The following is a 24,999-nucleotide window of genomic DNA, read 5'->3' on the forward strand; positions in this document are numbered from 1 at the left end:
TCCCGGCGCCAGATTGCGTATCTGAGTTCGTTGCGTTACGGCCAATATGACCGCGGTGCCAAACGAGGGTCGAACCATCCATTCGCCCGATTGATTCGCCTGGCGATGACCCAAAGCAACAGACTGCGCACCGACATGAACACCAGGAAGGTAATCCACAGCCCGTGGTTGCCCAGGCCCTGCAATGCCCAGGCAACCGGTAGCACTGAAACCACGGTCAACAGCATCCCATTGCGCATTTCCCGCGCCCGTGTCGCACCAATAAACAAGCCGTCGAGCAAATAGCTCCACACCGCAATCAAGGGCAATACGGCCAGGTAGGGCAGGTAGATATCTGCCGTTTCGCGCACGCTGGGGATATCGGTTTGCATGGCGATAAACAGGTGGCCGCAGACCGTGAACAGCAGGGCAAAGCCGACGCTGGCAATCAGCGACCAACCGCCAGCGACGACCAGTGAACGTCGCATGGCCTGGCGGTCGTGGGCGCCGATGGCGTGGCCGCACAAGGCTTCCACCGCATGGGCCAAGCCGTCCAGCGCATGGGCTGTCAACAACAGGCCGTTGAGCAGCAGTGCATTGGCCGCCACGGTGGCATCGCCCAGGCGTGCACCTTGCACCGTGATCATGAAAAACACCGATTGCAGCGCAAGGCTGCGGATGAAGATGTCGCGGTTCACCGCCAGCAGCGGGCGCCAGCTTTCCCACTGTTTCAGCGCCGCCCACGCGATATGGCCGGGGTAGGCGCGCAGGGCTTTTTGCGTCATCGCCAGGCCCAGCAAGGCGCCGGTCCATTCGGCAATCACGGACGCCCGCGCCGAACCGACCACCCCCCAATCCAGGCCCAGCACAAACCACAGGTTCAGCGCGATGTTGACCAGGTTGGTGGTCAGCAGGATCGCCAAGGGCGCGCGTGCGTTCTGCGTGCCGAGGAACCAGCCGACCAGTGCGTAGCTGGCGAGGGCGGCAGGCAGGCCGAACAGGCGCGTGTGGAAAAAGTCCTGGGTCAGTTGATTGAGTTCGGCGGAGGGTTGCATCCATTCCAATGCCAGATGGCTGAACGGAATACCCACAGTGCCCAGCAGCATGGCCAACCCCAACGCCAGTAGCAGGCCCTGCAGGAGGATTTGTCGCAGCGCGGCCCCATCGTTGCGCCCGGCGGCCTGTGCGGCAAAACCGGTTGAGCCCATGCGCAGGAAACCCATGGCCCAGGCCAGGAAGGTATACAGACTGGCGCCGACCGCCACCGCCCCCAGTTGATGGGCGTGGGGCAGGTGGCCGATGACCATGCTGTCGACCAGGGCCACGAGGGGCACCGAGATATTCGACAGGATCATCGGCGCGGCCAGGGCCCAGACGCGGCGGTGGGTAGGGCGGTGGCGCCAGTCGGTGAGTAGGGTGGGCATGGGGGCTCCTTGGGGGAGCGGCATTGTAACGGGCCCTTAATCTCACTGCAGAACCAATGTGGGAGGTGGCTTGCCCCCGATAGCGGTCTGTCAGCTGGAAATGTATCGGCTGACATACTGCCATCGGGGGCAAGCCCCCTCTCACATTTGGATCTCCAGCGTTTGTGGGATTTGGCTCCGTTCGCGTTCCTTCAAGAACCAAACCACCCTCCGTCGGTCAATGTGACCAGCACCACATCGGCCCCCTGCGGGCTGATATATAGTTCACCCCTCGGACCCCTCTCACAACGAGTGCCCCATGCTTAACAAAGGACTGTTCCTTGCTTGTGCGCTGGCCCTGCTGAGCGCCTGCGATTCCTCCGATAAACCGGCTGCCCCGACCGCTCCAGCAGCGGCGACGGTTGCACCCAAACCGGCCAAGGCGGCGGTGGACGTGGCGGCGCTGAAGCAGCGTTATGCCGGCCGTGAGTTGAGTGTGGTGGATGTGTCCGAAGTGCAGCTCGATGGGGCCAGCACCCTGTCCGTGAGCTTTTCCATTCCGCTGGATCCCGATCAGAAGTTCGCCGACAAACTCCACCTGGTGGACAGCAAGTCCGGCAAGGTCGATGGCGCCTGGGAAATCTCCGACAACCTCATGGAATTGCGCCTGCGTCACCTGGAGCCACAGCGCAAACTGGTGCTCACGGTGGATGCCGGGGTGAAGGCGGTCAACGGCAATACACTCGCCGCCGAGTACAGCGCCCGCCTGGAAACCCGCGACCTGCAAGCCACCGTCGGCTTCGCCAGCCGTGGCACCTTGCTGCCGACGCGTCTGGCTGAAGGGTTGCCGGTGATCGCGCTGAACGTCGACAAGATCGACGTCGAATTCTTCCGCATCAAGCCCGAATCCCTGCCGACTTTTCTCGCGCAGTGGGGGCGCAACACCAGCCTGCAGAGCTATGAGTCCCGCGAACTGCTGCCACTGGCCGACCTGGTCTACGGCGGCCGTTTCGACCTGAACCCGGCGCGCAACACCCGCGAAACCCTGTTGCTGCCGATCGCCGGCCTCAAGCAACTGCAGCAGCCGGGCGTGTACCTGGCGGTGATGCGCGCCTCCGGCACCTACAACTATTCCCAACCGGCCACGTTGTTTACCTTGAGCGATATCGGCCTGTCGGTGCACCGCTATGCCAATCGCCTGGATGTGTTCACCCAGGCGTTGGATGGCGGCAAGGCGCTGGACGGTGTAGACCTCGAGGTGCTCGACGCCGAGGGGCGTGTGGTCGGCCAGGGCAAGACCGAGAAGGGCGGCCACGCCGAGTTGCCGTTGCCGAAAAAGGCCCAGGTGTTGCTGGCCAAGCAGGGCGAGCAGACCAGCATGCTGCGCCTGGACAGTGCCGCATTGGACCTGGCCGAGTTCGATATCGGCGGGCAACCGTCCCACCCCTTGCAGTTTTTCGTCTTTGGCCCGCGTGACCTGTATCGCCCCGGCGAAACCGTGCTGCTCAACGCCCTGCTGCGCGACAAGGATGGCAATGCCGTCAAACCGCAACCGGTGAGCGTCGAAGTGCGTCGCCCGGATGAGCAGGTGAGCCGCAAATTCGTGTGGGATGCCGACGCCTCCGGTCTCTATCAATATCAACTGCAATTGGCTGGCGAAGCGCCAACCGGGCGCTGGCAGCTGGTGTTCGACCTGGGCGACGGCAAGCCGCAGCTGTATGAATTTCTCGTCGAAGACTTCCTGCCCGAGCGCCTGGCGCTGGAACTCAAGGGCAGCGATACCGCATTGAGCCCGGCGGATAACCCGGTGATTCAAGTCACCGGGCGCTATCTCTACGGTGCGCCGGCATCGGGCAACCGGGTCAGCGGGCAGGTTTATGTGCGGCCGTTGCGCGAAGCGGTCAAGTCGCTGCCGGGCTATCAGTTCGGCTCTGTCACCGAAGAAGAGCTGAGCCGGGATTTCGAACTGGACGAAAGCGTGCTCGATGCCAAGGGCCAGGAAGCGTTGACCCTGGAAAGCAAGTGGGCCGAGGCCAAGTCGCCGCTGCAACTGATCGTGCAAGCCAGCCTGCACGAGTCGGGCGGGCGGCCGATCACTCGGCGCCTGGTACAGCCGATCTGGCCGGCCGAGCAACTGCCGGGCCTGCGCGGCTTGTTTGACGGCAAGGAAACCAATGGCGATGGCCCGGCGGAATTCGAAGTGCTGCTGGCCAACCAGGACGGGCAGAAGCTCGCCGCGCAGAACCTCAAGGTGCGCCTGGTGCGCGAGCGCCGTGACTACTACTGGAACTACTCCGAGAACGACGGCTGGAGCTACCACTTCAACGAGAAATTCCTCAACCTCGACGAGCAGACCCTGAACATCAAGGCCGGCGATACGGCCAAGGTCAGCTTCCAGGTGGAGTGGGGCCCGTACCGCGTCGAAGTGGAAGACCCGCAGACCGGCCTGGTCAGCAGCTTGCGCTTCTGGGCCGGCTACCAGGCCCAGGACAACACCGAAGGCGGCGCCGTACGCCCCGACCAGGTCAAGCTGGCGCTGGACAAACCGGCCTATGGCGACGGCGATACCGCCAACGTCACCGTCACCCCGCCCGCTGCCGGCAAAGGCTACCTGCTGGTGGAGTCCGCCGAAGGGCCGCTGTGGTGGCAGGAAATCGATGTACCGGCCGAGGGCAAAAGCTTCGCCGTGAAGCTCGACCCGAAGTGGTCGCGCCATGACCTGTACGTCAGTGCCCTGGTGATTCGCCCTGGCGAGCGCAAAGCCAACATCACGCCCAAACGTGCCGTGGGCCTGCTGCACCTGCCGTTGGATCGCACCCAGCGTAAACTCGGCGTGACCCTGGCCGCGCCGGAAAAAATGCGTCCCAAACAGCCGCTGACGGTGAAAGTCGCTGCGAAAAACGCCGATGGCAGCGTGCCGAAACAGGTGCACGTGCTGGTGGCAGCGGTGGACGTGGGCATCTTGAACATTACCGAATACCCGACGCCGGACCCTTACTCCAGCCTGTTCGGCCGCAAGGCTTATGGCGTGGACCAGTTCGACATCTACGGCCAGTTGATCGAAGCCGGGCAGGGGCGCTTGGCCAGCCTGGCATTCGGCGGTGACGCCGCGCTGGCCAAGGGCGGCAAGCGCCCGGACACCAGCGTGACCATCGTCGCCCTGCAAAGTGCGCCGGTGACCCTGAACGAGCAGGGCGAGGGCGAAGTCAGCGTCAATATCCCGGACTTCAACGGCGAACTGCGCCTGATGGCCCAGGCCTGGAGCGACGACCGCTACGGCATGGCCGAAGCCAAGACGGTGATCGCCGCGCCTTTGATTGCCGAGCTGTCGGCGCCGCGTTTCCTGGCCGGTGGTGACCAGACCACCTTGGCGCTGGACCTGTCCAACCTGTCGGGCAAGGCCCAGAAGCTGGATGTGCAACTGAGCGCCGAAGGGCAGTTGGAGTTGGTCAACGCTGGCGCGCAGACCGTCGAGTTGAAACAAGGCCAGCGCACCACCCTGCGCATCCCGGTGAAGGCCTGGGGTGGTTTGGGGCAGGGCAAGGTCAAGGTCACCGTGAACGGGCTGGACTTGCCGGGTGAAAACCTGCCGCCGTTCACTCGCGAATGGACATTGGGCGTGCGCCCGGCGTACCCGGCACTGCTCAAGCATTACCGCGCGGTGCTCAAGGATCAGCCGTGGAGCCTGCCGGCGGGCACGCTCGATCAGTTCGATTCATCGGGGCGCCAGGCACTGTTGAGCCTGTCGAGCCGGCCGCCGCTGAACCTGGGTGCTCAGATCAGCGCACTCAAGGCCTACCCCTATGGTTGCCTGGAACAGACCGCGAGCGGCCTGTACCCGTCGCTGTATGCCGACGATGCGCTGCTCAAGCGCCTGTCGATCAAGGGTGAGTCGGACAGTGAGCGTAAACGCAAGATCGAGTTGGGCATCGAGCGCCTGCTGGGCATGCAGCGCTACAACGGCAGCTTCGGGTTGTGGGGCGCCGATGGCGAAGAAGAATACTGGCTGACGGCCTACGTCACCGACTTCCTGCTGCGTGCCCGCGACCAGGGTTTTGCCGTGCCGCCTGAAGCGTTGAAGAAAGCCAGCGAGCGCCTGCTGCGCTACGTGCAGGAACGCAACCTGATCGACGTCGACTACAGCGATAACGCCGACCATACGCGCTTTGCCGTACAGGCCTACGCTGGCATGGTGCTGGCGCGCAGTCAGCAGGCGCCGTTGGGGGCGCTGCGCAGTATCTTCGATCGACGCAGCGATGCGCGCTCCGGTTTGCCGCTGGTGCAGTTGGCTATCGCGCTGCAGAAGATGGGCGACCAGCCGCGTGCGGACCAGGCCTTGCTCGCTGGGCTGGCGACGCAGCGTAACGCCAATGAGTGGCTGGCCGACTACGGCAGCCCATTGCGCGACCAGGCTATGATCCTGGCCTTGCTGGAAGAGAACGACCTGGCCAAGGGCAAGCGTGAGGAGCGTTTGTTTACGCTGTCGGATCAACTGGCGGCCAGCCCGTATCTGTCGACCCAGGAGCGCAACTCGCTGTTCCTGGCGGGGCGCCTCGGGTTTGCCAGGCCGGATGCGAACTGGCAGGTGTCGCTCACTGGCAGTGGCGGCGTGCAGGAGTTGAACAATCAGCAATCGACGCTGGAGCTGGAAGGCAAGCTGCTGTCCAGCGATCTGACCTTGAGCAATCAGGGCGAGACGCCGGTGTACCAGCAATTGACGATCTCGGGTTATCCACAGGTGCCCCCGGCTGCCGGCGGCGACAACCTGAGCATCCGCCGCGAATACCTGGGCATGAACGGCCAGCCGCTGAACCTGCGCAACCTCAACAGCGGTGAGCTGGTCCTGGTGCACCTGGCGGTCAGCGCCAAGCAGCGTGTGCCGGATGCCCTGGTGGTAGATTTGCTGCCGGCCGGCCTGGAACTGGAAAACCAGAACCTGGCGCAAAGCGCCGCCAGCCTGGAAAACGCCAGCAGCCAGGTGAAGGAATGGCGTGAGTCGATGCAGAACGCCTCGCTCAAGCATCAGGAGTTCCGTGACGACCGCTATGTGGCAGCGATCAACCTGGACGGTTCCGGTACCACGCACCTGCTGTACCTGGCGCGGGCGGTGACGCCGGGGACTTATCGTGTGCCGCCGCCGCAGGTGGAGTCGATGTACCGGCCGAACTGGCAGGCGGTGGGGGAGACGCCGACCGATCTGGTGATCAAGGGGCGTTAATGTAAAACGGGGCCTCAATGTGGGAGGGGGCTTGCCCCCGATGGCGGTGGATCAGTCAGCTTATCTGTAGCTGACCCACCGCTATCGGGGGCAAGCCCCCTCCCACAGGTGATTTGCGGTGTTTTGGGGTCAGTGGACGACCCAGCTCAGAAGCCACAGGCCCAGCAGCAACCAGATAATCCCCATGATGATCGACGCCCGCATGAAGGCGCGCACCGCCGAGTACAGCAGCATCAGGCCGATGATCAGGGTGAGGATGCTGATGATCGAGGTATCCATGCCCAAGGTGCGGGACAGGCCATCGATGAAGTTGCCACCGGCATGGGTCAGCGCACCAAACAGGCCGCTGAGCCCGTCGACGATAAAACGGATGACCGAACCGAGCGCCTGGCCCAACCATTCGAAAAAGCTTTCTACCTGCATGTGTGTGTCCTGATGAGAAGGTGGGCGTATCTGTGCCTTTGGTTGTTATTGCAACAGGCTAGTTCCCTACCAGCATAGAGGTTTGCCCGTTTGAGTTTGCGTTTAGTTGCCCGCTGGACCCTGGCCAGCCTTTTGTTGGTGATCGCCCTGCTCTGGCTGGCCGACCGCATCTGGCCGTTGCCCTTGCCCAAGGATGACCTGGCGCGGGTGGTGCTGGCCGAGGATGGCACGCCGTTGTGGCGGTTTGCCGATGCCAACGGTGTGTGGCGCTACCCCGTGCAGACCCGCGAGGTGTCGCCGTATTACCTGGATGCGCTGCTCACCTATGAGGACCGTTGGTTCTACCAGCACCCCGGCGTGAATCCGCTGGCGCTGGTGCGGGCGACCTGGCAGAACCTGACCGGCGCGCGGGTGGTGTCGGGCGGCAGCACCTTGTCGATGCAGGTGGCGCGCTTGCTGGATCCGCATTCGCGCACTTTCCACGGCAAATTGCGTCAGTTGTGGCGCACGGCACAGCTGGAATGGCACCTGTCCAAGGAAGAAATCCTCAACCTCTACCTGAATCGCGCCCCGTTTGGCGGTACGTTGCAGGGCGTGGCCGCCGCCAGTTGGGCGTACTTGGGCAAGTCGCCGTCACAGCTGACCCACGCCGAAGCCGCCTTGCTCGCCGTGCTGCCCCAGGCGCCCAGCCGCTTGCGTCCGGACCGCCACCCCCAACGCGCCCAGGACGCCCGCGACAAAGTGCTGCGCCGCCTCGCCGAATTCCAGGTGTGGCCGCAAGCCGCCGTCGATGAGGCCCTGGAAGAACCGCTGTTGCTCGCGCCGCGCCTGGAACCGAGCCTGGCGCCCTTGCTCGCACGGCGCCTGAACCGCCCCGACAGCCCGTCGCTGATCCGCACCACCCTGGACGCCACCTTGCAACGTCGCCTCGAAGACCTGCTGTTGGGCTGGCGCGCGCGTTTGCCGGAGCACACCTCCGCCGCGATCCTGGTGGTGGAGGAGGAAACCATGGCCGTGCGGGCCTACCTCGGTTCGGTGGATATCAACGACGCCAAGCGCTTCGGCCATGTGGACATGATCAGTGCCCTGCGTTCGCCGGGCTCCACGTTAAAGCCGTTTTTGTACGGCATGGCGTTGGACGATGGGCTGATCCACTCCGAATCACTGCTGCAGGACGTGCCCCGACGATATGGCGATTACCGACCGGGCAACTTCTCCATGGGCTTCACCGGCGCAGTGCCGGCGAGTACGGCGCTGTCCAGCTCGCTCAACCTCCCGGCGGTACAGTTGCTGGAAGCCTATGGGCCGAAGCGGTTCGCCGCCGAAATGCGCATCGGCGGCGTGCCGCTGGCATTGCCGGCATTGGCCGAGCCGAACCTGGCGCTGATCCTGGGGGGGGCGGGCAGCCGCCTGGAAGACCTGGTGAGTGGTTACAGCGCCTTCGCCCGGGACGGCAAAAGCGCCACCCTTCGCTTGCAGCCGGACGATACGCTCAGGGAACGGCCATTATTGTCGCCAGGGGCCGCCTGGATTGTGCGGCGCATCCTCAGCGGCCAGGCGCGACCCGACCGCGACCCGCGTGCCGAGTTGGTGCAGCGCCCGGTGCTGGCCTGGAAGACCGGCACCAGCTACGGCTTTCGCGATGCCTGGGCGATCGGTGTGGGGCCGCGTTACCTGATCGGCGTGTGGATCGGCCGCCCGGATGGTACGCCGGTGCCGGGCCAGTTCGGCCTGGCTTCGGCCGCACCGCTGATGTTGCAGGTGCACGATGTGCTGACCAACCGCGACAGCCAGCGCGGTATCACTGCACCGGTCAAGCCGGTGCCGGCGAATGTCGGTGTGGCCGCGATCTGTTGGCCGCTGGGCCAGCCGATGAACCGCAGCGATCCCAACTGCCGCCGCCAGCGCTTTGCCTGGACCCTGGACAACACCACGCCACCCACTTTGCAGGCGTTGGACCAACCGTTGAGCGTGGGTTTGATGGAAAGTGTGTGGGTCAATGCCAAGGGCTTGCGGGTGGACGCCCGTTGCCCCGGTGCCGAGCCCAGGAGCATCGCCCTGTGGCCCGCGCCCCTGGAGCCTTGGCTGCCCAGGGCCGAACGCCGCGAAGCGCGCATTCCCGCGGCCGACCCCGATTGCCCGCCACCGGCGCTGGCCGCCTCTTCACCTTTATCCATCGTTGGCGTGCGTGAAGGTGACCAACTGCGCCTGCCCGCCGCCAGCCAACAGGCGCTGCGCCTCAAACTCTCTGCGTTGGGCGGCAGCGGCCGGCGTTGGTGGTTCCTTAACGGCGCGCCCCTGGGCGACAGTGCCAACCAGGACTTTATCAATGCCAGTTTTGAGCAACTGGGGCGCTATCAACTCAGTGTCCTCGACGAAGCCGGGCAGACCGCGCGCGTCGAGTTCAGCGTCGTTGATTAGATCGCTATCGAGGGCAAGCCCAAAGGTTCACTTGCCTTGAAGGCCATTCCCCCCGAAGCTATCCACCTTCAGGAGCCTGCCACATGAACCTCGAACACCTCACCGAACGCCTGCACCGCATCCGCGATACCAACGACTGGAAGCAGTTCCACAGCCCCAAAAACCTGGCCATGGCCGCCAGCGTGGAAATGGCCGAGCTGGTGGAGATCTTCCAATGGCTGACCGAAGACCAGTCGCGCCAGCTGCCGGCCGACAAACTCGCCCATGCCGGGCAGGAAGTCGGCGATATCGTGCTGTACCTGCTGTTGCTGTGCAGTGAGCTGGGCCTGGACATGAACGAAGTGGTGCGCGCCAAACTGGCCGACAGCGAACGGCGGTTTGCCCATGAGTGACCGTCATTTCGACCAGTTGGCCACGCGCTTCGCCGAGAAAATCTACGGCGGTGCCAAAGGCGCGATCCGCCTGGCGGTGCTCCAGGCCGACCTCACCGAAGCCTTGCCAAGGCGCCCGCTGCGTGTGCTGGATATTGGCGCGGGCCTGGGCCATATGTCGTTGTGGCTGGCTGAGCAAGGGCATCAGGTGACCCTGGCCGAACCCGCCGAACCGATGCTCGAAGGCGCCCGCCAACGTTTCGCCGAGGCGGGGCAGACCGCGACGTTTATCCATGCGCCCTGGCAAGACCTGCTCGGCCAGCTCACCGAACCCTACGACCTGGTGCTGTGCCATGCCGTGCTGGAATGGCTGGCCGAGCCCCATGCAATCCTGCCGGTACTGCACCAACTCGCGGCGCCGGGTGGGTGGCTATCCCTGGCGTTCTACAACCGTGATGCGCTGATCTATCGCAACCTGCTCAAAGGCCACTTCCGCAAAATGCGCAAGAATGACATGGCCGGCGAAAAGCAGAGCCTCACGCCGCAACAACCGCTGGACCCACGAGAATTGGCGGCGCAACTCGAAGGCTTTTGGCAGGTCGAAAGCCAAAGTGGCGTGCGGGTGTTCCACGACTATATGCCGGTGGAATTCCAGGCCCGTGCGGATTTGCAGGACCTTGTAGAGATGGAACTCGCTCACCGTCGTCACCCAAGCTTTGCCGGACTTGGGCGTTATTTGCACTGGATCTGCCGTCCGGTTTAGGCGGGCCAGTCTGGGGAGGTCGAAATGCGTCGTCTCTGTTTGATCCTGTTGTCCCTGGGGTTGGGCGCCTGCTCAAGCCCCAACCCTTATGTTGCCGCGTCGGCGCCGATCCCACCGGCACCGCCCCAGGCCGCCCACACCTTTGATACCAGTGCCTACCCGGCGCCAGTGCGTGATTACGGCGCCTACCGCAATTGGGCCTGGCGCAACGGCCAGCTGCCGGCGGGCACTGCCTGGGCCGATTCGGCGCAGATCGCCGAAGCGGTCAGCGGCGCCCTCGACCAGCGCGGCCTGCGTCCCTTGCATGACAACCGCCCGGCGGACCTTTTCGTCAGCGCCGACGTGCGCCTGGAGAAGCGTCTCAAGCAAGTCCAGGATGACTACGGCTACGGTTATGGCGGCTATAACCGCTACGGCAACGGTTATGGCATGTACAACTCGGTGCCGATCGTGCGCACTTATGAAGTCCAGGTCGTGGTGGTGCGCGTCAACCTGTTCGATGCCCGCACCGGTCAGCCGGTGTGGAGCGCCAGCGCAGAGACGGGCAGCCAGGGAAGCCTCAGTGAACGGGCGGATGCCTTGCGCCAGGCGGTGCAGAAGGCAATGACGGCGTATCCTCCCAGTTAACCGCTATTCTCATCTTTGGCGCGGGTCGCTCTTTGGAGAACAACCATGTTTCGTCGTATCGCTACGCTCGCTTTTGTTGTGCTGCTAGGCGGTTGCCAGACCAGCCAGGTCAACCACGACTTTGACGCCAGCCGGGACTTCGGTGCCTACCGAAGTTGGGCCTGGAAAGACCCGGCCCTGCAATACCGCCCGGATGACCCGCGCATCAAGAGCGACCTCACTGAACAACGCATCCGCCAGGCCGTGGGTGAACAACTCGACCAGCGCGGCCTGCGCCCTGCGGCGCCGGGCACCAGGGCTGACCTGAACGTGCAGGCCTACCTGATCGTCGAAGACCGCCAGCAGCAGGTCACCACCAACTACGGCGGCGCCTGGGGCGGCCCGTGGAATGGCTATTGGGGCGCGCCGATGTACAACGAAACGCGGAACATCACCTACAAAGTGGCGACCATCCAGATCGACCTGCTCGATGGCAAGGACGGCAAACTGGTCTGGCGCGGCAGCGACGAACAGATGATGGCCACCTCGCCCAACCCTCAGGACCGTGACAAAGCCATCCGCACCACCGTCACCCGCGTCCTCTCCAGCTACCCCCCTCACTAACCTCTGCGGGCGCAGGCTCGCTGTGGCAGGCGGGCTTGCTGTGGAGAGCAGGCTTGCCCTGCGTTGGGCTGCGAAGCAGCCCCCTCAACCCCCCCCCTCAAACCGATTTATGGCAACGGGCCAGCCCTTGTCTACACTCAAAACCATCTACGGAGAGTAAGCGCTAAGGAGTGCCTGATGTCTCCCCGACTTGGTTACAGGCAGCGTGGTGCGATTGGCCTGATGGCGGCAGCTACCCTGGCCCTGGCCATGGTCTTCATGCTGCTGGCGGTAGACAGCGGCCGTCTCTATCTGGAAAAGCGCAAGCTGCAGTCCGTCGCCGACAGCGCCGCGCTGGAAGCCGCCAGCCGTGGCGGCCTGTGCACACCCGCCACCACCGCCAATGACTACGCCGTGCAGAACGCCACACGCAACGGTTTCAGCGTGGTCGCTGGCGACAGCAGCCGTGGCCTGGCCGTCACCTGCGGCACCTTGACCACCAATGCCGGCAATGTCCGTGTATTCACTGCCGACGCCACCAAAAGCGATGCCGTGCGCGTGGTCGCCACGCGCAGCGTAATCACCAGCATCGCCAGTGGGCTGTGGGGCATGTTCAGTGGTGCGCCGGTCTCCACCCAGATGACGCTGAGTGCCACCGCCGTGGCCGCCTATGCACCGCCGGTGGCGCAACTGACGATTCGCAGCAGCCTGTCCTCTGTGAACTCCGGCAACTCCCCGCTATTGAACATGGTCATCGGCAATCTGCTGGGCGGCAGCCTGTCCCTGACTGCTGCGGGCTGGAATGGCTTGCTGACGACGAACGTGAACCTGCTCGGTTACCTGGACCAGTTGGCGGTTCAATTGAACGTCAAGGCGGGGGACTACGACGCGTTGCTGAGCACCGCCGTATCCGCCAGCCAGTTGCTCGACGCAGCGGTGAAGGTCCTGCAAAAAAACGGCGCGGTCGCCACGGCGGTGATCAACGATGTCATTTCAGTGAAAGCCATTGCCCCGAATACCCAGCTTTTGAAGGTGGGCGATCTGTTGAAGGTCGCTACCGGTACACCAGCGGCTGCCTTGAATACCAGTGTGCAGCTGTTTCAGTTGCTGGAGACCGTGGCGCAGCTATCCAGTAGCAAAAGTGCGGTCGGTGCGGCAGCGCAGGTGAATATTCCTCTGGTTGGCACCGTCTCGGTCCAGACCAAAGTCATCGAGCCGCCGCAACTGTCTGCGTTTGGCAATCCGGCCAAGGCCAAGGCTGGGCTTTTGAATAATCCGCCGACGGACCAGATTTTTGTACGAACTGCCCAGGTACGCACGTTGGTCACCATCGATGCGCCGATCATCAAGGTGGTCTCGGGGGTTTCATCGATACTGACCGGGCTGGCGACGCCTGTGTCGAAGGTGGTCGGCGGTTTGCTGAACCTGAACCTGCTCGATGTGGTGGCCGGTGTCGTGTGCATAGTCGGGTGCAATGTGGCTGATGTGGATATCACCACGACCTTATCCATCTATATCGAGGCGGCCAGCGCGGAGAGCCACGTGACAGACTTCAGTTGCGCCACACCGGCCACCAAGTCGTTGACGGTGCAGGCCACCACGTCACTCGCTACCCTGGGCGTCGGCTATGTTGACCCTGTGTCGGCGTTTTCATCGTCTGCGCCTGTCAATGTGCAGCCGGTGCGGCTGATCGACTTTGGCCAACGCTTTTGCCTGCTGACTCTGGTGTGCGGGCCTCGCACGGCCGGCGTTGGCGGTGGCTTGAACCTGAGGGCGTTGTCCACCGTGGGGGCGCAAACCAATACGGTGTTGTTTTCGCCGGTGAATGACGTCAATGCGGCGACGATCTACAAAAGCCCACCCGGCACCGCCAATATCGTTAACAGCCTGGGCGCTACCTTGAACGGCCTGCAGGTCACCTATGTCCCACCTACGGGGAGCACGCCCGCTACGCCGAACAGTACAGTCACCGGTGCACTGGCGACCATCGTCAGCTCGGTGGTCAGCCTGGTCCAGAACGTCCTGGCGCCGATCCTCGACCCTATCGTCAATACGTTGCTCGCAGCGCTGGGCGTCAACCTCGGCAACGCCGAAGTCGGCGCCAACCTCAGTTGCCACATGGGCCGCGCCTATCTGGTGATCTAGCTGATCGGCAGCTCCACACAAAACTTCGCGCCGTGCTCGCCATTGGCGACGCTCAAGCGTCCGCCCATGTTTTCCACAATGCCGTAGCTCACCGACAACCCGAGCCCCGTGCCCACGCCGATCGGCTTGGTGGTAAAGAACGGCTCGAAAATCCGCTCCAGCAACCGTGGGTCAATCCCGCCGCCGTTGTCTTCCACCCAGATCCGCACATGGCGGCTGTCCTGTTCGCAATGCACTGCGATCCAGGGACGAAATTCGGGGTGTTTTCCCCGTTTGCTCAACAGCGCGTCACGGGCATTGACCATCAGGTTGATCAACACCTGTTCAAGCTGATCGACATAGCCTTTGACCTGGACCTGGACGTCCGCCGGGGTGATCCGCAGCTCAACGCCCTTGCCGCGCAGGCTCTCGCCGAGCAGTGACAGCGTGCCTTCCACGGCCTGTGACGGGTCGAAGGGTTGCTGTTCGATTTCCGAGCGGCGGCCGAACACCCGCATATGGTCCACCACCCGCGTGGCGCGCTGCACCTGGGTGTCGATGCGTTGGAGTTTTTCGGTGAGGTAGTCGATCTGCGCATCGCCGTTGCCCAGGCGCTTGAGCACATTGACGACGGCCATGCGCATCACGTTCAGCGGCTGGTTGATTTCATGGGCCAGACCGGTGGCCATTTCGCCCAGGGTGGCCATCTTGGCGCTTTGCGTCAGTTGCTGCTGGGAGCGGCGCACTTCGGTGTTGTCACGGCCCACCGCCTGCACCTCCACCAGCGTACCCTGTTCATCGAACACGCCACGGTCCGACCAGACCCACCAGGCGTGTTCGCGCCCCGGCAGTTCAAGGCTGATTTCGGCGGTGCTGACCGGGAATTCCGCGCTCAATTGGCCGATACGCTGCACAAACGCCTGGCGCTGTTCCTGCGACATCCAGTGGCCCAGGTTCAGCCCTGGCAGCTCTGCGGGCGGGCATTCCAGGTAATTGGCCAGCGGTGTGTTGCCGAAGGTCAGGGTCAGGTCGGGGCGATAGCGGCAGATCATTGCCGGGGAGTCTTCGACCAGGATGCGATAGCGTTCTTCGCTCTGCTTGATCTGTTCGGCGGCCAGGGTCGCCTCGGTGACATCCAGCCACAGGCCGACAGCTTCCACCGGCAGGCCCAAGTCATCGCGCAGCAACTTGGCCTCGTCCAGCAGCCAGTGGTAGTGGCCCTGTTTGTCGCGCAGGCGGTAGCGACTGCGTACGCTGCCTTCGCGCAGCAACTGGCGGCTGCGCTCGAAGTACCGGTCGCGGTCTTCGGGGTGGATCAAGGACGCCAGGCTGTCGTGGTTGCACTCGGCCAAGGTCCAGCCCAGCAGCGGTAGCAGGCTGTCGCTGAAAAAAGCCGGATGCAGGGCGCCGTCGACATAGCGCTGCACATAGATCACGGCCGGTGAGCTGGCGATCAGGTTGTCCAGGCGTGCATGGGCGGCGGCGGCTTGCAGTTGCTGGTTCTTGATGTCGCTGATGTCGAGCATGAAACCGATCCAGCGGCGGCTGTCACCCACGCCAAGCACCTGGCCCTGCACGCGATACCAGAGCGGGTGGTGCTCGGCGTCGGTGCGTTGCAGGCGCACGCTGGTCAGCAAGGGTTTGCCCAGGGCCAGCAGGTCGTGCAGACGGCTGTCGAGGGCCTGGCGATCGGCGGGGTGAATCAATTCCAGCCATTGGCTCAAAGGTTGTAGGGTCGGACCGTCTTCCAGGCTGAGGCTGTGCAGCAACTGCGGGGCCAGCTGGATTTCGTGGGTGGCCGGCAGCAGCTCCCACCAGCCGGTGCCGAGCAGGCCCTGCAACGCCTCCATGCGGTCGAGCTGCTGGTGATAGCGCTGCTCGCGCAGCCGGCTCAGCAGGGGGGCGGCGAGGGCGGCGGTGAGATTCAGCCAGTCGCGGTCGTTGGTGTGCTGCTGGCCGTTGTATGGGCCACAGAGCAACCAGGCGGCGACGCCCTGACTGTCACGGTAAGGCACCAGAAAACCGTCGGCATCGCCGAATATACTGTGCAGACGCGGGTTATCGCTGCGCTCCCGGGCCAGGCTCAACGGTACGTTGCCATTGACGCTGTCCAGGCTGATGCCCAGGTGTTGGCCGGCCTGCCACAAGGCGGGGGCGTCGTGGGCGGCGTACTGGCTGTAGATCCGCCAACCCCGGTCTTCGTCATCGAGCAGGGCCAGGGCAACGCAGGGGATGTGCCAGCGCTGGGCCAGGCTGCGCAGGTGCTCGTTGAACACCTCGGGCAGGCGGGTCAGGCTGCACACCCGCAACTGCTCGCTCATCTGGCAGGCGAGTTGATGGTTCTGTTCGCGGTGCTGGGCCAGTTGCCGGCCGGCCAGTAAATCACCCACGTCCTGCAGGCGCAGGCTCCATTCATCACCGTCGGGTTCGATCCAGCCGCGAGTGTGCAGCACCTGGCCGGTTGCGCCCTGGAAGTCCAGGTCCAGGTTCTGGTGTTGCCAGTCGGCAGGGCTGCCTTCGATATCCAGGGCACTGTCGGCGCACAGCAGCTCACGCAGTGGCGGCCGACGTTCGCCGATGGCGTGGGTCGCCAGCTGTGAGCGCAGGGTGCCGCGGATACCCAGCACGTGGCCTTGAGCATCCAATTGCACCTGCAGGCCTGGCATGGGCATGCCCGGCATATCGAGGGGCGGCGCGCTGACGCGGCCGAGCAGGCGGCCGAAGAGTTTGTCCCCCGACGTCAAAACTGCAGACTCGAACTGGCGGACAGGTTGGCCGGCAGGCTCGGGACGGTGCCGATCCCCGGCAGCACCAGCGCCGGGAACACGGAATAGAGGTTGGTAGTCGGGTAGTTGATTGCCACGGTCAGCGTGGTCGTGGCGCCGTTATAGGAACTGCTGATGTAACTGGGGGAGAACTGGAAACTGCTCGGGATCCATTTCAACTGCTCTATCACAGTGGTTTTGGCACGGTCGGTCACCTGCGTGCCGTAAGCGGTGCCGGCGGCTATCGGGTCCACCGACAGGGCCTGGCGCACGGCCTCCGCCGCCGCCTGGTTGAACGACTGCATCAACAGCAACGGCAGGCTATAGCTGATCAACCCGTAGAACACGGCAAAAAAGATCGTGAAGACCAGGGCGAACTCAATCGCCGCCGCACCTTTTTGCTTTCCAGGCAGGCCTGTTTTCATGACTGCGTCTACCCTGACGGCTACTACTTGATATCAGCATAGAATCAATCAGCGAAAAGGGATGTTTTTTACGTGATCCACGGCGTGGTGATACTGCTCTGGCTGGTCCTCTGTGCGTGGCAGGATATCCGCCAGCGGCAGATCGCCAATGGCTTGACCCTGACGGCAGCGCTGTTGGCACTGATCTTCTTGCTGTGGACGGGCACGACCTGGCTCGGAGCGCCCGCCAGCGAGGGCGGTTGGGCGTTTGCCCTGGCCCTGTTGTTGACCTTGCCCGGGTATGCGCTGGACCGCTTTGGTGCGGGAGATGTGAAGCTGCTGGCTGCCCTGGCCCTGGCCAGTACGCTGGACTGTTTGCTGTGGTCGTTGATCGGTGCGGCGCTCTTTCAGGCGTGCTGGGTGCTTGTGAGTCAAAGGCTTGGGGCGCGTCGGGGGAGGGCAGATGCGCAGGTGTCGACCAAACAGCCATTTGCCCCCTTTGTCCTGACAGGATTTGTGCTGTACTGGCTTTGGATCCATTAGTCGAACAACCGCTCTACCGCTATGTACATAGTCGAAAAGTACGTCTACGTTTATGAAGTATCCGTAAGTTGTTTTTTGTCCAAATGGATGGGTCGCCCATTTGCTTGCCAGGCATGGAGTAGCGCGTGAACAAGCTTACCTCGGCAGTAAAAGTGCTCGTGGTCGACGATCAGCCGTTGATCGTGGAAGAGCTCTGCGAATTTCTTGAAGGCAGCGGCTACCGCTGCGCCCCATGTGAGTCCAGTCGACACGCCTTGCAGCGCTTCAGTGAAGACCCCGAGATCGGCCTGGTGCTGTGCGACCTGCATATGCCGGACATGGATGGCATCGAGCTGGTGCAGGCCATGCAGAAGGTCGCGGGCAAGCAGCGCGCGTTCGAGGCCATCATGCTCACCGGGCGTGCCGACAAACAGGACGTGATCAAGGCCCTGCGCGCGGGGATCTCGGATTACTACCAGAAGCCGATCAACCTCGATGAGTTGCTCGAAGGCCTGCAACGCCAGGAAGCGGCGCTGGAGGAGCGGCAAAAAGAGCTGCACCTGGGGCACCTGAACCAGAAGCTGCAATACCTTTCCGAATCCATCAACGATTTGTACCGTGACCTCGACAAAGTGCGGCGCAGCCCTGGCGCCGGCTTGGCGGATGAGGGCGAGCCGGTCGTCGATGATGCCGGGCCGATCGAAATCCCGACCATCTTCAACCAGCTGTCGCCGCGCCAGCTCGATGTTGCGCGCCTGGTGGGCAAGGGCCAGACCAACTACCAGATCGCCTGTGAACTGGGGATCACCGAGAACACCGTCAAGCTGTACGTGTCCCAGGTGCTGCGCCTCACCCATATGCATAACCGTACCCAGCTGGCACTGGCCCTGTCGCCGACTATCTCGGCGCCGCGGCAACGGGTGACGGCGCACTGACGGTTACTGACTCTTCCCACCCTTGGAAGCCCCGCCGGATTGCGACTCGAAGAACTCCGGAATCGGATGCTTGTTGCTGTCCAGCCAACGCTGCATGGCCTGTTCCCGTTCTGCGGGCGTGGTTCGTTGCGGCGTGGCGGAAGCTGCGCGCCCATCGACCTGCAAGGCCATCCAGTTTTCCGTCTCCGCCTGATAGGGGGACGACGGGCCCGGCTCGATGGCCAGTGCGCTCAGCGGTAGCAGCGCCAGTGCGATGAAGTAATGTGCTGTCATCTCGCTCTCCTTACTTCAGGGTCACCGGCAGGGCCTGGCTGACTGCCGCGACTTTGCGTGCCGCCACGCCGGTGGCCTTGAGTTTCTCCGCGCGGGCCTGGGCCTCGGTGAACTGCTCGCGGCTCAGGCCCAACTGGCTGACGACCTTGGCCGCTTGCCCCCAGTCGTTCTGGTAGATCAACAGTGTGACCAGGTTGACGGCGGCCAGCGGGTCGCCTTGCTTGAGTTCGATGGCGGTCATGAATTCAAAGCGGGCGTCTTCCACCCGTAATTGGTTGAGGTAGACCACGCCCAAGTCATTGCGGATCTTTTCGTCAGTGGGGGCCAGCTGCGCAGCCCGTTGCAAGTGGGTCATGGCCAGGCCGTTGTCGCCTCTGGCGGCCGCCAACTGCCCGAGGCCGTGCTCGCCTTCGGCCGTCATGCAGGTGCCGAGCAGGCTGCGGTATAGCGGCTCGGCTTCGCTGCGCCCGAGCAGGCGATAAGTGCGGGCCTTGCGCTGGCGCACCTGGGGCAGGGACTCGGGCAGGTTTTGCAGGTTGGCCAGGCTGGCGTGCAGCTTGCCTTCGTTGGCCAGGTCGTCGGACAGGTTCAGCGCCAGCTCCTGGTCCGCGCTCGGCTTGGTGCAACTGCCCGGTGAGGTCAGCGCCGCCCAGGGCGATTGGCCGTTGGTGGCGCAGCCGCCGAGCATCAACAGCGTCAGGCCGGCAATCAGTGCTTTCATAAAGGTCTCCTCAAAAGTGGCTCAACGCGCGGGCGATGCCGATAAAGGCCGGGCCGCCGAGCACGATCAACAAAGCGGGGAACAGAAACACCATCATCACCACCGACATTTTTGCCGACATCTTCGAGATGTATTCCTGCAAACGGGTCAGGCGTCGGTCGTCGAGCAGTTGCTTGAGGGCCAGCAGGGACTTCATCGCGCCGCCGCCCTGCTGGATCAATTGCTGGAGGATGATGCAGGTGTCGGTGAACTCATCCACCTCCAGCAGGCGTGCGGTCTTGCCCAGTTCCTCGCTCAGCTCCAGCCCGGAATCGACCCTTGCCAGGATCAGGCGCAGTTCATGCGTCAACGCGGGGAGCAGGCGTTGGGCTTCGTTGCCCACCACCCGCAGCGACTGTTCAATCGCCATGCCGGATTCGAACAGGATGCGCAGCAGTGGAATGAAGGTTGAAATTTCCTTGGCGATGGTCTGCTGGCGATACTTGGCCGCAGCGGCGAGCACGCGTTTGGGCAGCAGGTAGCCGATGCCCACGGCAAACATCGGCGCAATCCATGCGGGGTCCGCGTGCGCAAACAATAGCTGCTGGCCGAGCAGGGTCAGGCCCAGCAGCACAATTGGCGTACCGACCTGGAAGGCGGCGAACAGCGAGCGCTGGCTGGCCTTGCGCCAACCGACCCGGTTGAGGAGAACCTGAGTCTCGTTGTCCAGGCTGACCGAGCGCTGGGCCAGGGCGCTTCCCCCCAGTTGACGCATGAAGCTACCGAGTTTGTGGTCGCTGGCCGTCCGCCCTTGCAAGCGCTCGGCGACCCGTCGATCGCGCCGGCGGTGTTCAAGCACCTGGCCTCCCACCAGTACCGCGGCGGATAGCAACAACAGGGCGCAGGCCAGCAGCACCATCTCAGACACTCCTCAACATGCGCCACATGACGAAGGTACCCGTCAGGTCCATCCCCAGCGCGGCGAACAGCATGATGCGCCCGGTGTCGTCGTTCCACATGGTCATCAAGTAGCCAGGGTTGACGATCATGAAGTAGCCGACGATCAGGATGGGCAGTCCGCCCAGCACATAGGCGGTCATGCGCGTTTCACCGGTCATGGCCTTGAGCTGCCGGGCACCTTGTTCGCGCTCGCGAATCATCTTGATCAGGTTTTCCAGCAGTTCGCTGGCGTTGCCGCCGTAGCGGTGGTTGACCTTCAGGCCGAGGGCGAACAGGCGGAATTCGTCCTGCTCGTAGAACTCGGCAAAGTCGCTCACCGAGTCCGGCAGGCTGACCCCCATGCGCACATTGCGTTGCACGCGGGCCATGGCGTCCTTGAGTGGGTCTTCAACGCCTTCGACGCCTCCAAGTACCGCATCTGCCAGGGTTCTGCCGGACTTGAGGCTGCGTACACTGTGGTCGAGCAACTGCGGCAGTTGCTCGACCATGCGCTGCACGCGCCGTTGATAACGCCAGCTGATGTACAAGCGCAGTACCAGGGGCGGCGCCACGACCATCGCGATCAGCCCCAGACCGCCGGCCAGCAGCCAGCCGAACAGCGCGCCGATCACCCAGGCGCTCAGCCAAAGGCCCAGGCGGTCAGTGGGTTTGCCCAGCCCGGCGCGCTGGAACATGCGCTCAAGAGCGGTCCACTTGGTGTTCGTTTCCTGTGCCTGCGGCTGGCCGTCACCCAGGCGCTCCAGCACGCGGTCCGTCTGGGCTTTGCGCAGGCCATGCTGAAACTGCCAGAACGACAGGCCGATCAACAGCAGGCAGACAAGCAACAACACCGGTCCTGTCATCACGCGCTCCCTAGGACTGCAACGCCGATTCGCGGCGCAGTTTGTCGCCGGCCGGGTTGAGGGCTTCGCGCAGGAAGCCAAAGCCGGTACGCCGGTCCAGGCGGAACAGGGTATTGGTGACGTACACGTCATCACGCACACCGACCACTTCCACCACTTCGCTCACGCAGCGACGCCCATCGGGCATGCGCGTCAGTTGGATGATCACGTCCAGTGCGGCGCAGATCATCTGGCGCAGGGTTTTTTCGGCGATTACCCGCCCGGTCAGGCCCACCAGGGTTTCCAGGCGCAGCAATGCATCCTGGGCGTTGTTGGCGTGCACGGTGCTCATGGAGCCGTCGTGACCGGTGTTCATCGCCGTCATCACGTCGAGCACTTCGACACCACGGATCTCGCCAAGGATGATGCGGTCCGGGCGCATCCGCAGGGCGTTGCGAATCAGGTCGCTGGACTTGACTTCGCCGTGGCCCTCGGCGTTGGGTGGACGGGTTTCCAGGCGTACCACGTGGGGGTGGCCCAATTGCAATTCGGCGACGTCCTCGATGGTCACCAGGCGTTCGTGGGGGTTGATCAACTGGCTGAGGATATTCAGCAGCGTGGTCTTGCCGGTGCCGGTGCCGCCGCTGATCAGGATATTGCAGCGCTTGCCCACGGCCTCCTGGAAGAACTCGAAAATGCTCTGGTCGATGGTCTGCATGGCGACCAGGTCGCTGCTCTTGAGCATGTCCTTGCGGAATTTTCGAATCGACAGGCACGGTCCGTCCAGGGCGATCGGCGGGATGATCGCATTGACCCGGCTGCCATCGGGCAGGCGCGCATCCACCATGGGCGAAGACTCATCCAGGCGCCGGCCCAGCGGTGCGAGGATGCGTTGCATCACGCGCTCCACGTGGTGGTCGTCGATGAAGCGCAGGTCGCTCTGGTGCAGCAAACCATCACGTTCGATAAATACTCGATGTGGCCCGTTGACCAGGATTTCGGTCACCGATGGATCGCGCAGCAACACCTCCAGCGGGCCGAAACCAGTGAGTTCGTCAACGATCTCTTCGGCCAGGCGCTCCGTCTCGTAGCGCGAAATCGCCAGGCGCATGCGCGTGATGTACTCGGAGACTTTGTCGGTGACGAATTGCGCCAGGGACTGGCGCGTGCCTTCGAGCAGGTTCTTGCCCGACTCCTCGATGGCGTCGATGATGTAGCGATGCAGCACCAGTTTCAGGCCATCGTGATCGGTGTTGCCACCGGCAGCGCGGGCCGGGCCGCCAAACAGCTTTTCTCCGTTCATCGTCCTGACCCCAGGATGCGTTCAAACCAGCGCATCGAAGGTTTTGCCAAACCCTCGGAGCGTTTTGCCAGGCGCTCGCCCAAGGCGCGCACGGCCTGGGTCAAGGGTTCGCGCGGCGCCAGGGCGAACAGCGTCTGGCCCTGGTTTTTCACATTCAGGCGCAGTTCGGCACTCAGGGGCAGCACGGCGACGCATTCGAGGCCGAAGCTCTTTTCCAGGGCTTCGGTGTCTGGGGCGCAGGCCTTGATGTAGCGGTCCACTACCAGTTTGGCATGCTCAAGCTTCATGCCTTTTTCACGCCAGCGATTGATCACCGCCAGGTTGCGACGGCAGTCCAGCACGTTCTGGTCGGTGCACCACAGCAGTTTGTCGCAGTGGCTGACAAAGGTGCGCAGGGCTTCGCTGTCCGGCTGTCCGGTAATGTTCACGACGATGTGCTGGAAGTGTTGGCGCAAGGCGCTGAGCAACATGTACAGCTCGGCGGCGCTGGTGAGTTTGAGCGGTTCGTCACCGGTGGCGTACGCCAGGATGCGCAGGCCATCCAGGGCGGTGGTGAAGGCGCTGTTGATCAAGGTGGTGTCGAGGCGGCGCAAATGCCGCAGCGCATCGCCGAAATTGAACGTGCTCTCCAGGCCCAGCAACGCCAGGCTGTCGCTGCGTGGCAGGCCGAGGTCGAGCAGCAGGGTCTGCTGCCCGCTCTTTTGCACCACCAGCGCCAGGTGGGTGGCCAGCATCGCGCCGTCGGCGTTGCTCTGGGTGCCGAACAGCACGGTCAGGCCGCCCAGTTGTGCGTTGGGGGTCACGGTCGGCAGGCGCTTGCTCAGGCGCCGCACCAGGCCGGCCACTTCGCTGGAGCGTGAGCCGTAGGCCACGAAATCGCGGGCGCCGGCACGCATGGCATTCAGCACAAGCTGGTTGTCCATGCCATCGCCGAGGGCAACCACGGCGAGCATGGGCTTGGCCTCCAGCGCCCCTTCGATCAGTGCGCTCTGGGCCACCAGGTTTTCGCGGTCAAGGCCGATGAACACCAGGTTGGCGAAGGTCACATCGACCAGCGCCAACAGTTCGTCGAGGCTGCCGGTGCCGGCACTCACCACTTGGCCAAGCGGTGCGAGGGCCCCCTGCAGCCACTCAAGGTCAGTGGTGTTGCGGGTGATGGCGAGGAAGGTCTGGCTCAGGCTATCGCTCATTGGGAAAGTCCACTGCGACGGTCGAAGTTGCCGTTTTCCAGGAAGAACAGCCGGTACCAGTTCGGGTCGTAGTTGCGCAGTTTTTCGCCGGGCAAGGAGGGCAGTTGGGCGTTGGCGGCCAACGGTTGAACCAGGTGCGGCGTGACGATCATCAGCAGCTCTTTTTCTTCGCGGCTGATCGTGGAATCGCGGAAAAATGCGCCGAGGATGGGGATATCGCCCAGCCCTGGAAATTTATCGATGGTCGAGCGGTTGTTGGTGCTGATCAGGCCGCTGATCACGAAGCTTTCGCCATCGGCCAGGGACACGCTGGTATCGGTACGGCGTACAGTCAGGGCCGGCACCTGGATGCCTTGAATCTGCACGGCGTTGCTGTAGTCCAGTTCGCTGACTTCCGGTGCCACCTTGAGAGTGATGCGGTTGCGGTCGATCACGGTGGGGGTCAGGGTCAGGCGAATACCGAACTCTTTGTATTCGATGGAGATGGTATCGCTACCGGAGCTGGGCACCGGGACGGGCACTTCACCGCCGGCGAGGAAGGATGCGCTCTGCCCGCTCATGGCCACCAGGCTTGGGCGGGCCAGGGTGTAGGCAAAGCCGCTGCGCTCCAGGGCGTTGATCATGGCCTTGACCCGGCCGCCGCCAAATCCGACGTTGAAACTGTCCGTGCTCACCGGCAGCTTGAATACCCCCTCAGAGGGCGAAAGAAGGCTGGGGCTACCGAGGAAAAAGTTGGTACCCACGCCGAGAAACTTCGTACTGGCTTCCTTGAGCTTGGTACGGCTGACTTCCACAAAGCGGATGTCGGTCTGCACCTGGCTGGGCAGCAACGGGTCTTGCGAGGGCGACAGCGACACGCTGGTCAGCGCCGAGGTGGCCTTGCCCTTGACGAACACCATGCTCTGGCGCGGCGCGCTGGCGCAGGCGGTCCACACCAGCAGGCTGGTGGCGCCGCTGCTGACACCGGTGAGCAGGAAGTTACGGTCACCGTTGACCCGCACGTCGGCGATTTTCGGATCGCCGATGGCCAGGCGCGTAATTGCCACGGGCGATTGCAGTTCCTGTTGCAGGCCTTCTCCCACCTCGACCACGGCGGGCAGCTGGCCCAGGGCACTGCAGTTGCCCGGCGCTGCCAGGGCCATGCCGATCGGCAGGCTCGCCAGCATCAGGGCGCAGGCCAGTTGCGTGAACATGGGTGCGTAGCGATGGCTCATT

20 protein-coding genes are annotated in these 24,999 nt (G+C 63.6%); 9 read left to right on the forward strand and 11 right to left on the reverse strand.

From position 1 onward, the window contains the following. Positions 1–35: 35 nt before the first annotated feature. Positions 36–1,403: an MATE family efflux transporter gene (locus tag BMX59_RS29625; RefSeq protein WP_093128486.1), complete on the reverse strand. Its 1,368-nt coding sequence runs from the start codon at positions 1,401–1,403 to the stop codon at positions 36–38. Positions 1,404–1,701: 298 nt separating this feature from the next. On the opposite strand from BMX59_RS29625, the gene BMX59_RS29630 reads away from it, so the two are divergent. Next, on the forward strand, positions 1,702–6,600 hold the full coding sequence (locus BMX59_RS29630) for an alpha-2-macroglobulin family protein (RefSeq protein WP_093128488.1): 4,899 nt from the start codon (positions 1,702–1,704) through the stop codon (positions 6,598–6,600). A gap of 129 nt (positions 6,601–6,729) precedes the next feature. Here the strand turns inward: BMX59_RS29630 and BMX59_RS29635 are convergent, their stop codons facing one another. After that, positions 6,730–7,023 (reverse strand): hypothetical protein, encoded by a 294-nt coding sequence (locus BMX59_RS29635; RefSeq protein ID WP_071491590.1) that lies wholly within the window; start codon positions 7,021–7,023, stop codon positions 6,730–6,732. Positions 7,024–7,113: 90 nt separating this feature from the next. Between BMX59_RS29635 and pbpC the strand changes: the two genes are divergently transcribed. From pbpC to BMX59_RS29665, 6 genes are all read left to right on the forward strand, one after another. Then, positions 7,114–9,444, forward strand: coding sequence for a peptidoglycan glycosyltransferase PbpC (gene pbpC / locus BMX59_RS29640; protein ID WP_092249969.1), 2,331 nt, complete (start codon positions 7,114–7,116; stop codon positions 9,442–9,444). Positions 9,445–9,527: 83 nt separating this feature from the next. Next, positions 9,528–9,836, forward strand: a complete 309-nt coding sequence (locus BMX59_RS29645; protein ID WP_003188211.1) for a MazG-like family protein — start codon at positions 9,528–9,530, stop codon at positions 9,834–9,836. Next, the gene (locus BMX59_RS29650; RefSeq protein WP_093128492.1) at positions 9,829–10,578 is read left to right on the forward strand and encodes a methyltransferase; all 750 of its coding nucleotides are present in this window, start codon (positions 9,829–9,831) and stop codon (positions 10,576–10,578) included. Before BMX59_RS29645 ends, BMX59_RS29650 begins: the two co-directional genes overlap by 8 nt. 24 nt (positions 10,579–10,602) lie before the next feature. Continuing rightward, the gene (locus BMX59_RS29655) at positions 10,603–11,205 is read left to right on the forward strand and encodes a DUF4136 domain-containing protein (RefSeq protein ID WP_093128495.1); all 603 of its coding nucleotides are present in this window, start codon (positions 10,603–10,605) and stop codon (positions 11,203–11,205) included. Positions 11,206–11,250: 45 nt separating this feature from the next. Continuing rightward, entirely contained in the window at positions 11,251–11,808 is a 558-nt protein-coding gene (locus BMX59_RS29660) for a DUF4136 domain-containing protein (RefSeq protein ID WP_071493017.1), read from the forward strand. A gap of 177 nt (positions 11,809–11,985) precedes the next feature. Further along, positions 11,986–13,932: a pilus assembly protein TadG-related protein gene (locus BMX59_RS29665; RefSeq protein ID WP_093128498.1), complete on the forward strand. Its 1,947-nt coding sequence runs from the start codon at positions 11,986–11,988 to the stop codon at positions 13,930–13,932. On the opposite strand, the gene BMX59_RS29670 is transcribed toward BMX59_RS29665, so the two are convergent. Continuing rightward, positions 13,929–16,655 carry a PAS domain-containing protein gene (locus BMX59_RS29670; RefSeq protein WP_093128501.1) on the reverse strand — a complete coding sequence of 909 codons (2,727 nt, stop codon included), beginning with the start codon at positions 16,653–16,655 and terminating at the stop codon, positions 13,929–13,931. The two genes, BMX59_RS29665 and BMX59_RS29670, sit on opposite strands and share 4 nt — an antisense overlap. Then, entirely contained in the window at positions 16,652–17,101 is a 450-nt protein-coding gene (locus BMX59_RS29675; RefSeq protein ID WP_092249984.1) for a TadE/TadG family type IV pilus assembly protein, read from the reverse strand. The genes BMX59_RS29670 and BMX59_RS29675 overlap by 4 nt, the downstream gene beginning before the upstream one ends. A 72-nt stretch (positions 17,102–17,173) precedes the next feature. Here BMX59_RS29675 and BMX59_RS29680 point away from each other — a divergent pair, with 72 nt between their 5' ends. After that, positions 17,174–17,623, forward strand: a complete 450-nt coding sequence (locus BMX59_RS29680; RefSeq protein ID WP_093128505.1) for a prepilin peptidase — start codon at positions 17,174–17,176, stop codon at positions 17,621–17,623. Between the two features lie 125 nt (positions 17,624–17,748). Then, complete coding sequence (locus tag BMX59_RS29685) at positions 17,749–18,537, forward strand: response regulator transcription factor (protein WP_093128508.1); 789 nt, start codon at positions 17,749–17,751, stop codon at positions 18,535–18,537. 3 nt (positions 18,538–18,540) lie between these two features. Here BMX59_RS29685 and BMX59_RS29690 read toward each other — a convergent pair whose 3' ends face one another. From BMX59_RS29690 to BMX59_RS29720, 7 genes are read right to left on the reverse strand one after another with little or no spacing between them, the layout of a single operon-like run. Beyond that, positions 18,541–18,810, reverse strand: a complete 270-nt coding sequence (locus BMX59_RS29690) for a DUF3613 domain-containing protein (RefSeq protein WP_093128511.1) — start codon at positions 18,808–18,810, stop codon at positions 18,541–18,543. 10 nt (positions 18,811–18,820) lie between these two features. Then, positions 18,821–19,531, reverse strand: coding sequence for a tetratricopeptide repeat protein (locus tag BMX59_RS29695; protein ID WP_093128516.1), 711 nt, complete (start codon positions 19,529–19,531; stop codon positions 18,821–18,823). A 10-nt stretch (positions 19,532–19,541) separates the two neighbouring features. Continuing rightward, positions 19,542–20,429 (reverse strand): type II secretion system F family protein, encoded by an 888-nt coding sequence (locus tag BMX59_RS29700; RefSeq protein ID WP_093128521.1) that lies wholly within the window; start codon positions 20,427–20,429, stop codon positions 19,542–19,544. 1 nt (position 20,430) lies between these two features. After that, positions 20,431–21,312 (reverse strand): type II secretion system F family protein, encoded by an 882-nt coding sequence (locus tag BMX59_RS29705; RefSeq protein ID WP_092250002.1) that lies wholly within the window; start codon positions 21,310–21,312, stop codon positions 20,431–20,433. Positions 21,313–21,322: 10 nt separating this feature from the next. Beyond that, entirely contained in the window at positions 21,323–22,594 is a 1,272-nt protein-coding gene (locus BMX59_RS29710) for a TadA family conjugal transfer-associated ATPase (RefSeq protein WP_092250005.1), read from the reverse strand. Next, positions 22,591–23,784 (reverse strand): CpaE/TadZ family protein, encoded by a 1,194-nt coding sequence (locus BMX59_RS29715; protein WP_071491576.1) that lies wholly within the window; start codon positions 23,782–23,784, stop codon positions 22,591–22,593. The genes BMX59_RS29710 and BMX59_RS29715 overlap by 4 nt, the downstream gene beginning before the upstream one ends. Further along, positions 23,781–24,998: a type II and III secretion system protein family protein gene (locus tag BMX59_RS29720; protein ID WP_092250008.1), complete on the reverse strand. Its 1,218-nt coding sequence runs from the start codon at positions 24,996–24,998 to the stop codon at positions 23,781–23,783. The genes BMX59_RS29715 and BMX59_RS29720 overlap by 4 nt, the downstream gene beginning before the upstream one ends. Position 24,999 lies beyond the last annotated feature (1 nt).

Source organism: Pseudomonas sp. NFR09, from assembly GCF_900111535.1.
GTDB classification, from domain to species: domain Bacteria; phylum Pseudomonadota; class Gammaproteobacteria; order Pseudomonadales; family Pseudomonadaceae; genus Aquipseudomonas; species Aquipseudomonas extremorientalis.

What these genes read in the sequence shown, in the direction of transcription:
- BMX59_RS29660 (WP_071493017.1), top strand. Translation starts at nt 11,251, where the DNA reads ATGTTTCGTCGTATCGCTACGCTCGCTTTTGTTGTGCTGCTAGGCGGT.
- BMX59_RS29635 (WP_071491590.1), bottom strand. Translation starts at nt 7,023, where the DNA reads ATGCAGGTAGAAAGCTTTTTCGAATGGTTGGGCCAGGCGCTCGGTTCG.
- BMX59_RS29630 (WP_093128488.1), top strand. Translation starts at nt 1,702, where the DNA reads ATGCTTAACAAAGGACTGTTCCTTGCTTGTGCGCTGGCCCTGCTGAGC.
- BMX59_RS29705 (WP_092250002.1), bottom strand. Translation starts at nt 21,312, where the DNA reads ATGACAGGACCGGTGTTGTTGCTTGTCTGCCTGCTGTTGATCGGCCTG.
- BMX59_RS29655 (WP_093128495.1), top strand. Translation starts at nt 10,603, where the DNA reads ATGCGTCGTCTCTGTTTGATCCTGTTGTCCCTGGGGTTGGGCGCCTGC.
- BMX59_RS29665 (WP_093128498.1), top strand. Translation starts at nt 11,986, where the DNA reads ATGTCTCCCCGACTTGGTTACAGGCAGCGTGGTGCGATTGGCCTGATG.
- BMX59_RS29625 (WP_093128486.1), bottom strand. Translation starts at nt 1,403, where the DNA reads ATGCCCACCCTACTCACCGACTGGCGCCACCGCCCTACCCACCGCCGC.
- BMX59_RS29715 (WP_071491576.1), bottom strand. Translation starts at nt 23,784, where the DNA reads ATGAGCGATAGCCTGAGCCAGACCTTCCTCGCCATCACCCGCAACACC.
- BMX59_RS29690 (WP_093128511.1), bottom strand. Translation starts at nt 18,810, where the DNA reads ATGACAGCACATTACTTCATCGCACTGGCGCTGCTACCGCTGAGCGCA.
- BMX59_RS29695 (WP_093128516.1), bottom strand. Translation starts at nt 19,531, where the DNA reads ATGAAAGCACTGATTGCCGGCCTGACGCTGTTGATGCTCGGCGGCTGC.
- BMX59_RS29720 (WP_092250008.1), bottom strand. Translation starts at nt 24,998, where the DNA reads ATGAGCCATCGCTACGCACCCATGTTCACGCAACTGGCCTGCGCCCTG.
- BMX59_RS29700 (WP_093128521.1), bottom strand. Translation starts at nt 20,429, where the DNA reads ATGGTGCTGCTGGCCTGCGCCCTGTTGTTGCTATCCGCCGCGGTACTG.
- BMX59_RS29675 (WP_092249984.1), bottom strand. Translation starts at nt 17,101, where the DNA reads ATGAAAACAGGCCTGCCTGGAAAGCAAAAAGGTGCGGCGGCGATTGAG.
- BMX59_RS29710 (WP_092250005.1), bottom strand. Translation starts at nt 22,594, where the DNA reads ATGAACGGAGAAAAGCTGTTTGGCGGCCCGGCCCGCGCTGCCGGTGGC.
- BMX59_RS29650 (WP_093128492.1), top strand. Translation starts at nt 9,829, where the DNA reads ATGAGTGACCGTCATTTCGACCAGTTGGCCACGCGCTTCGCCGAGAAA.
- BMX59_RS29645 (WP_003188211.1), top strand. Translation starts at nt 9,528, where the DNA reads ATGAACCTCGAACACCTCACCGAACGCCTGCACCGCATCCGCGATACC.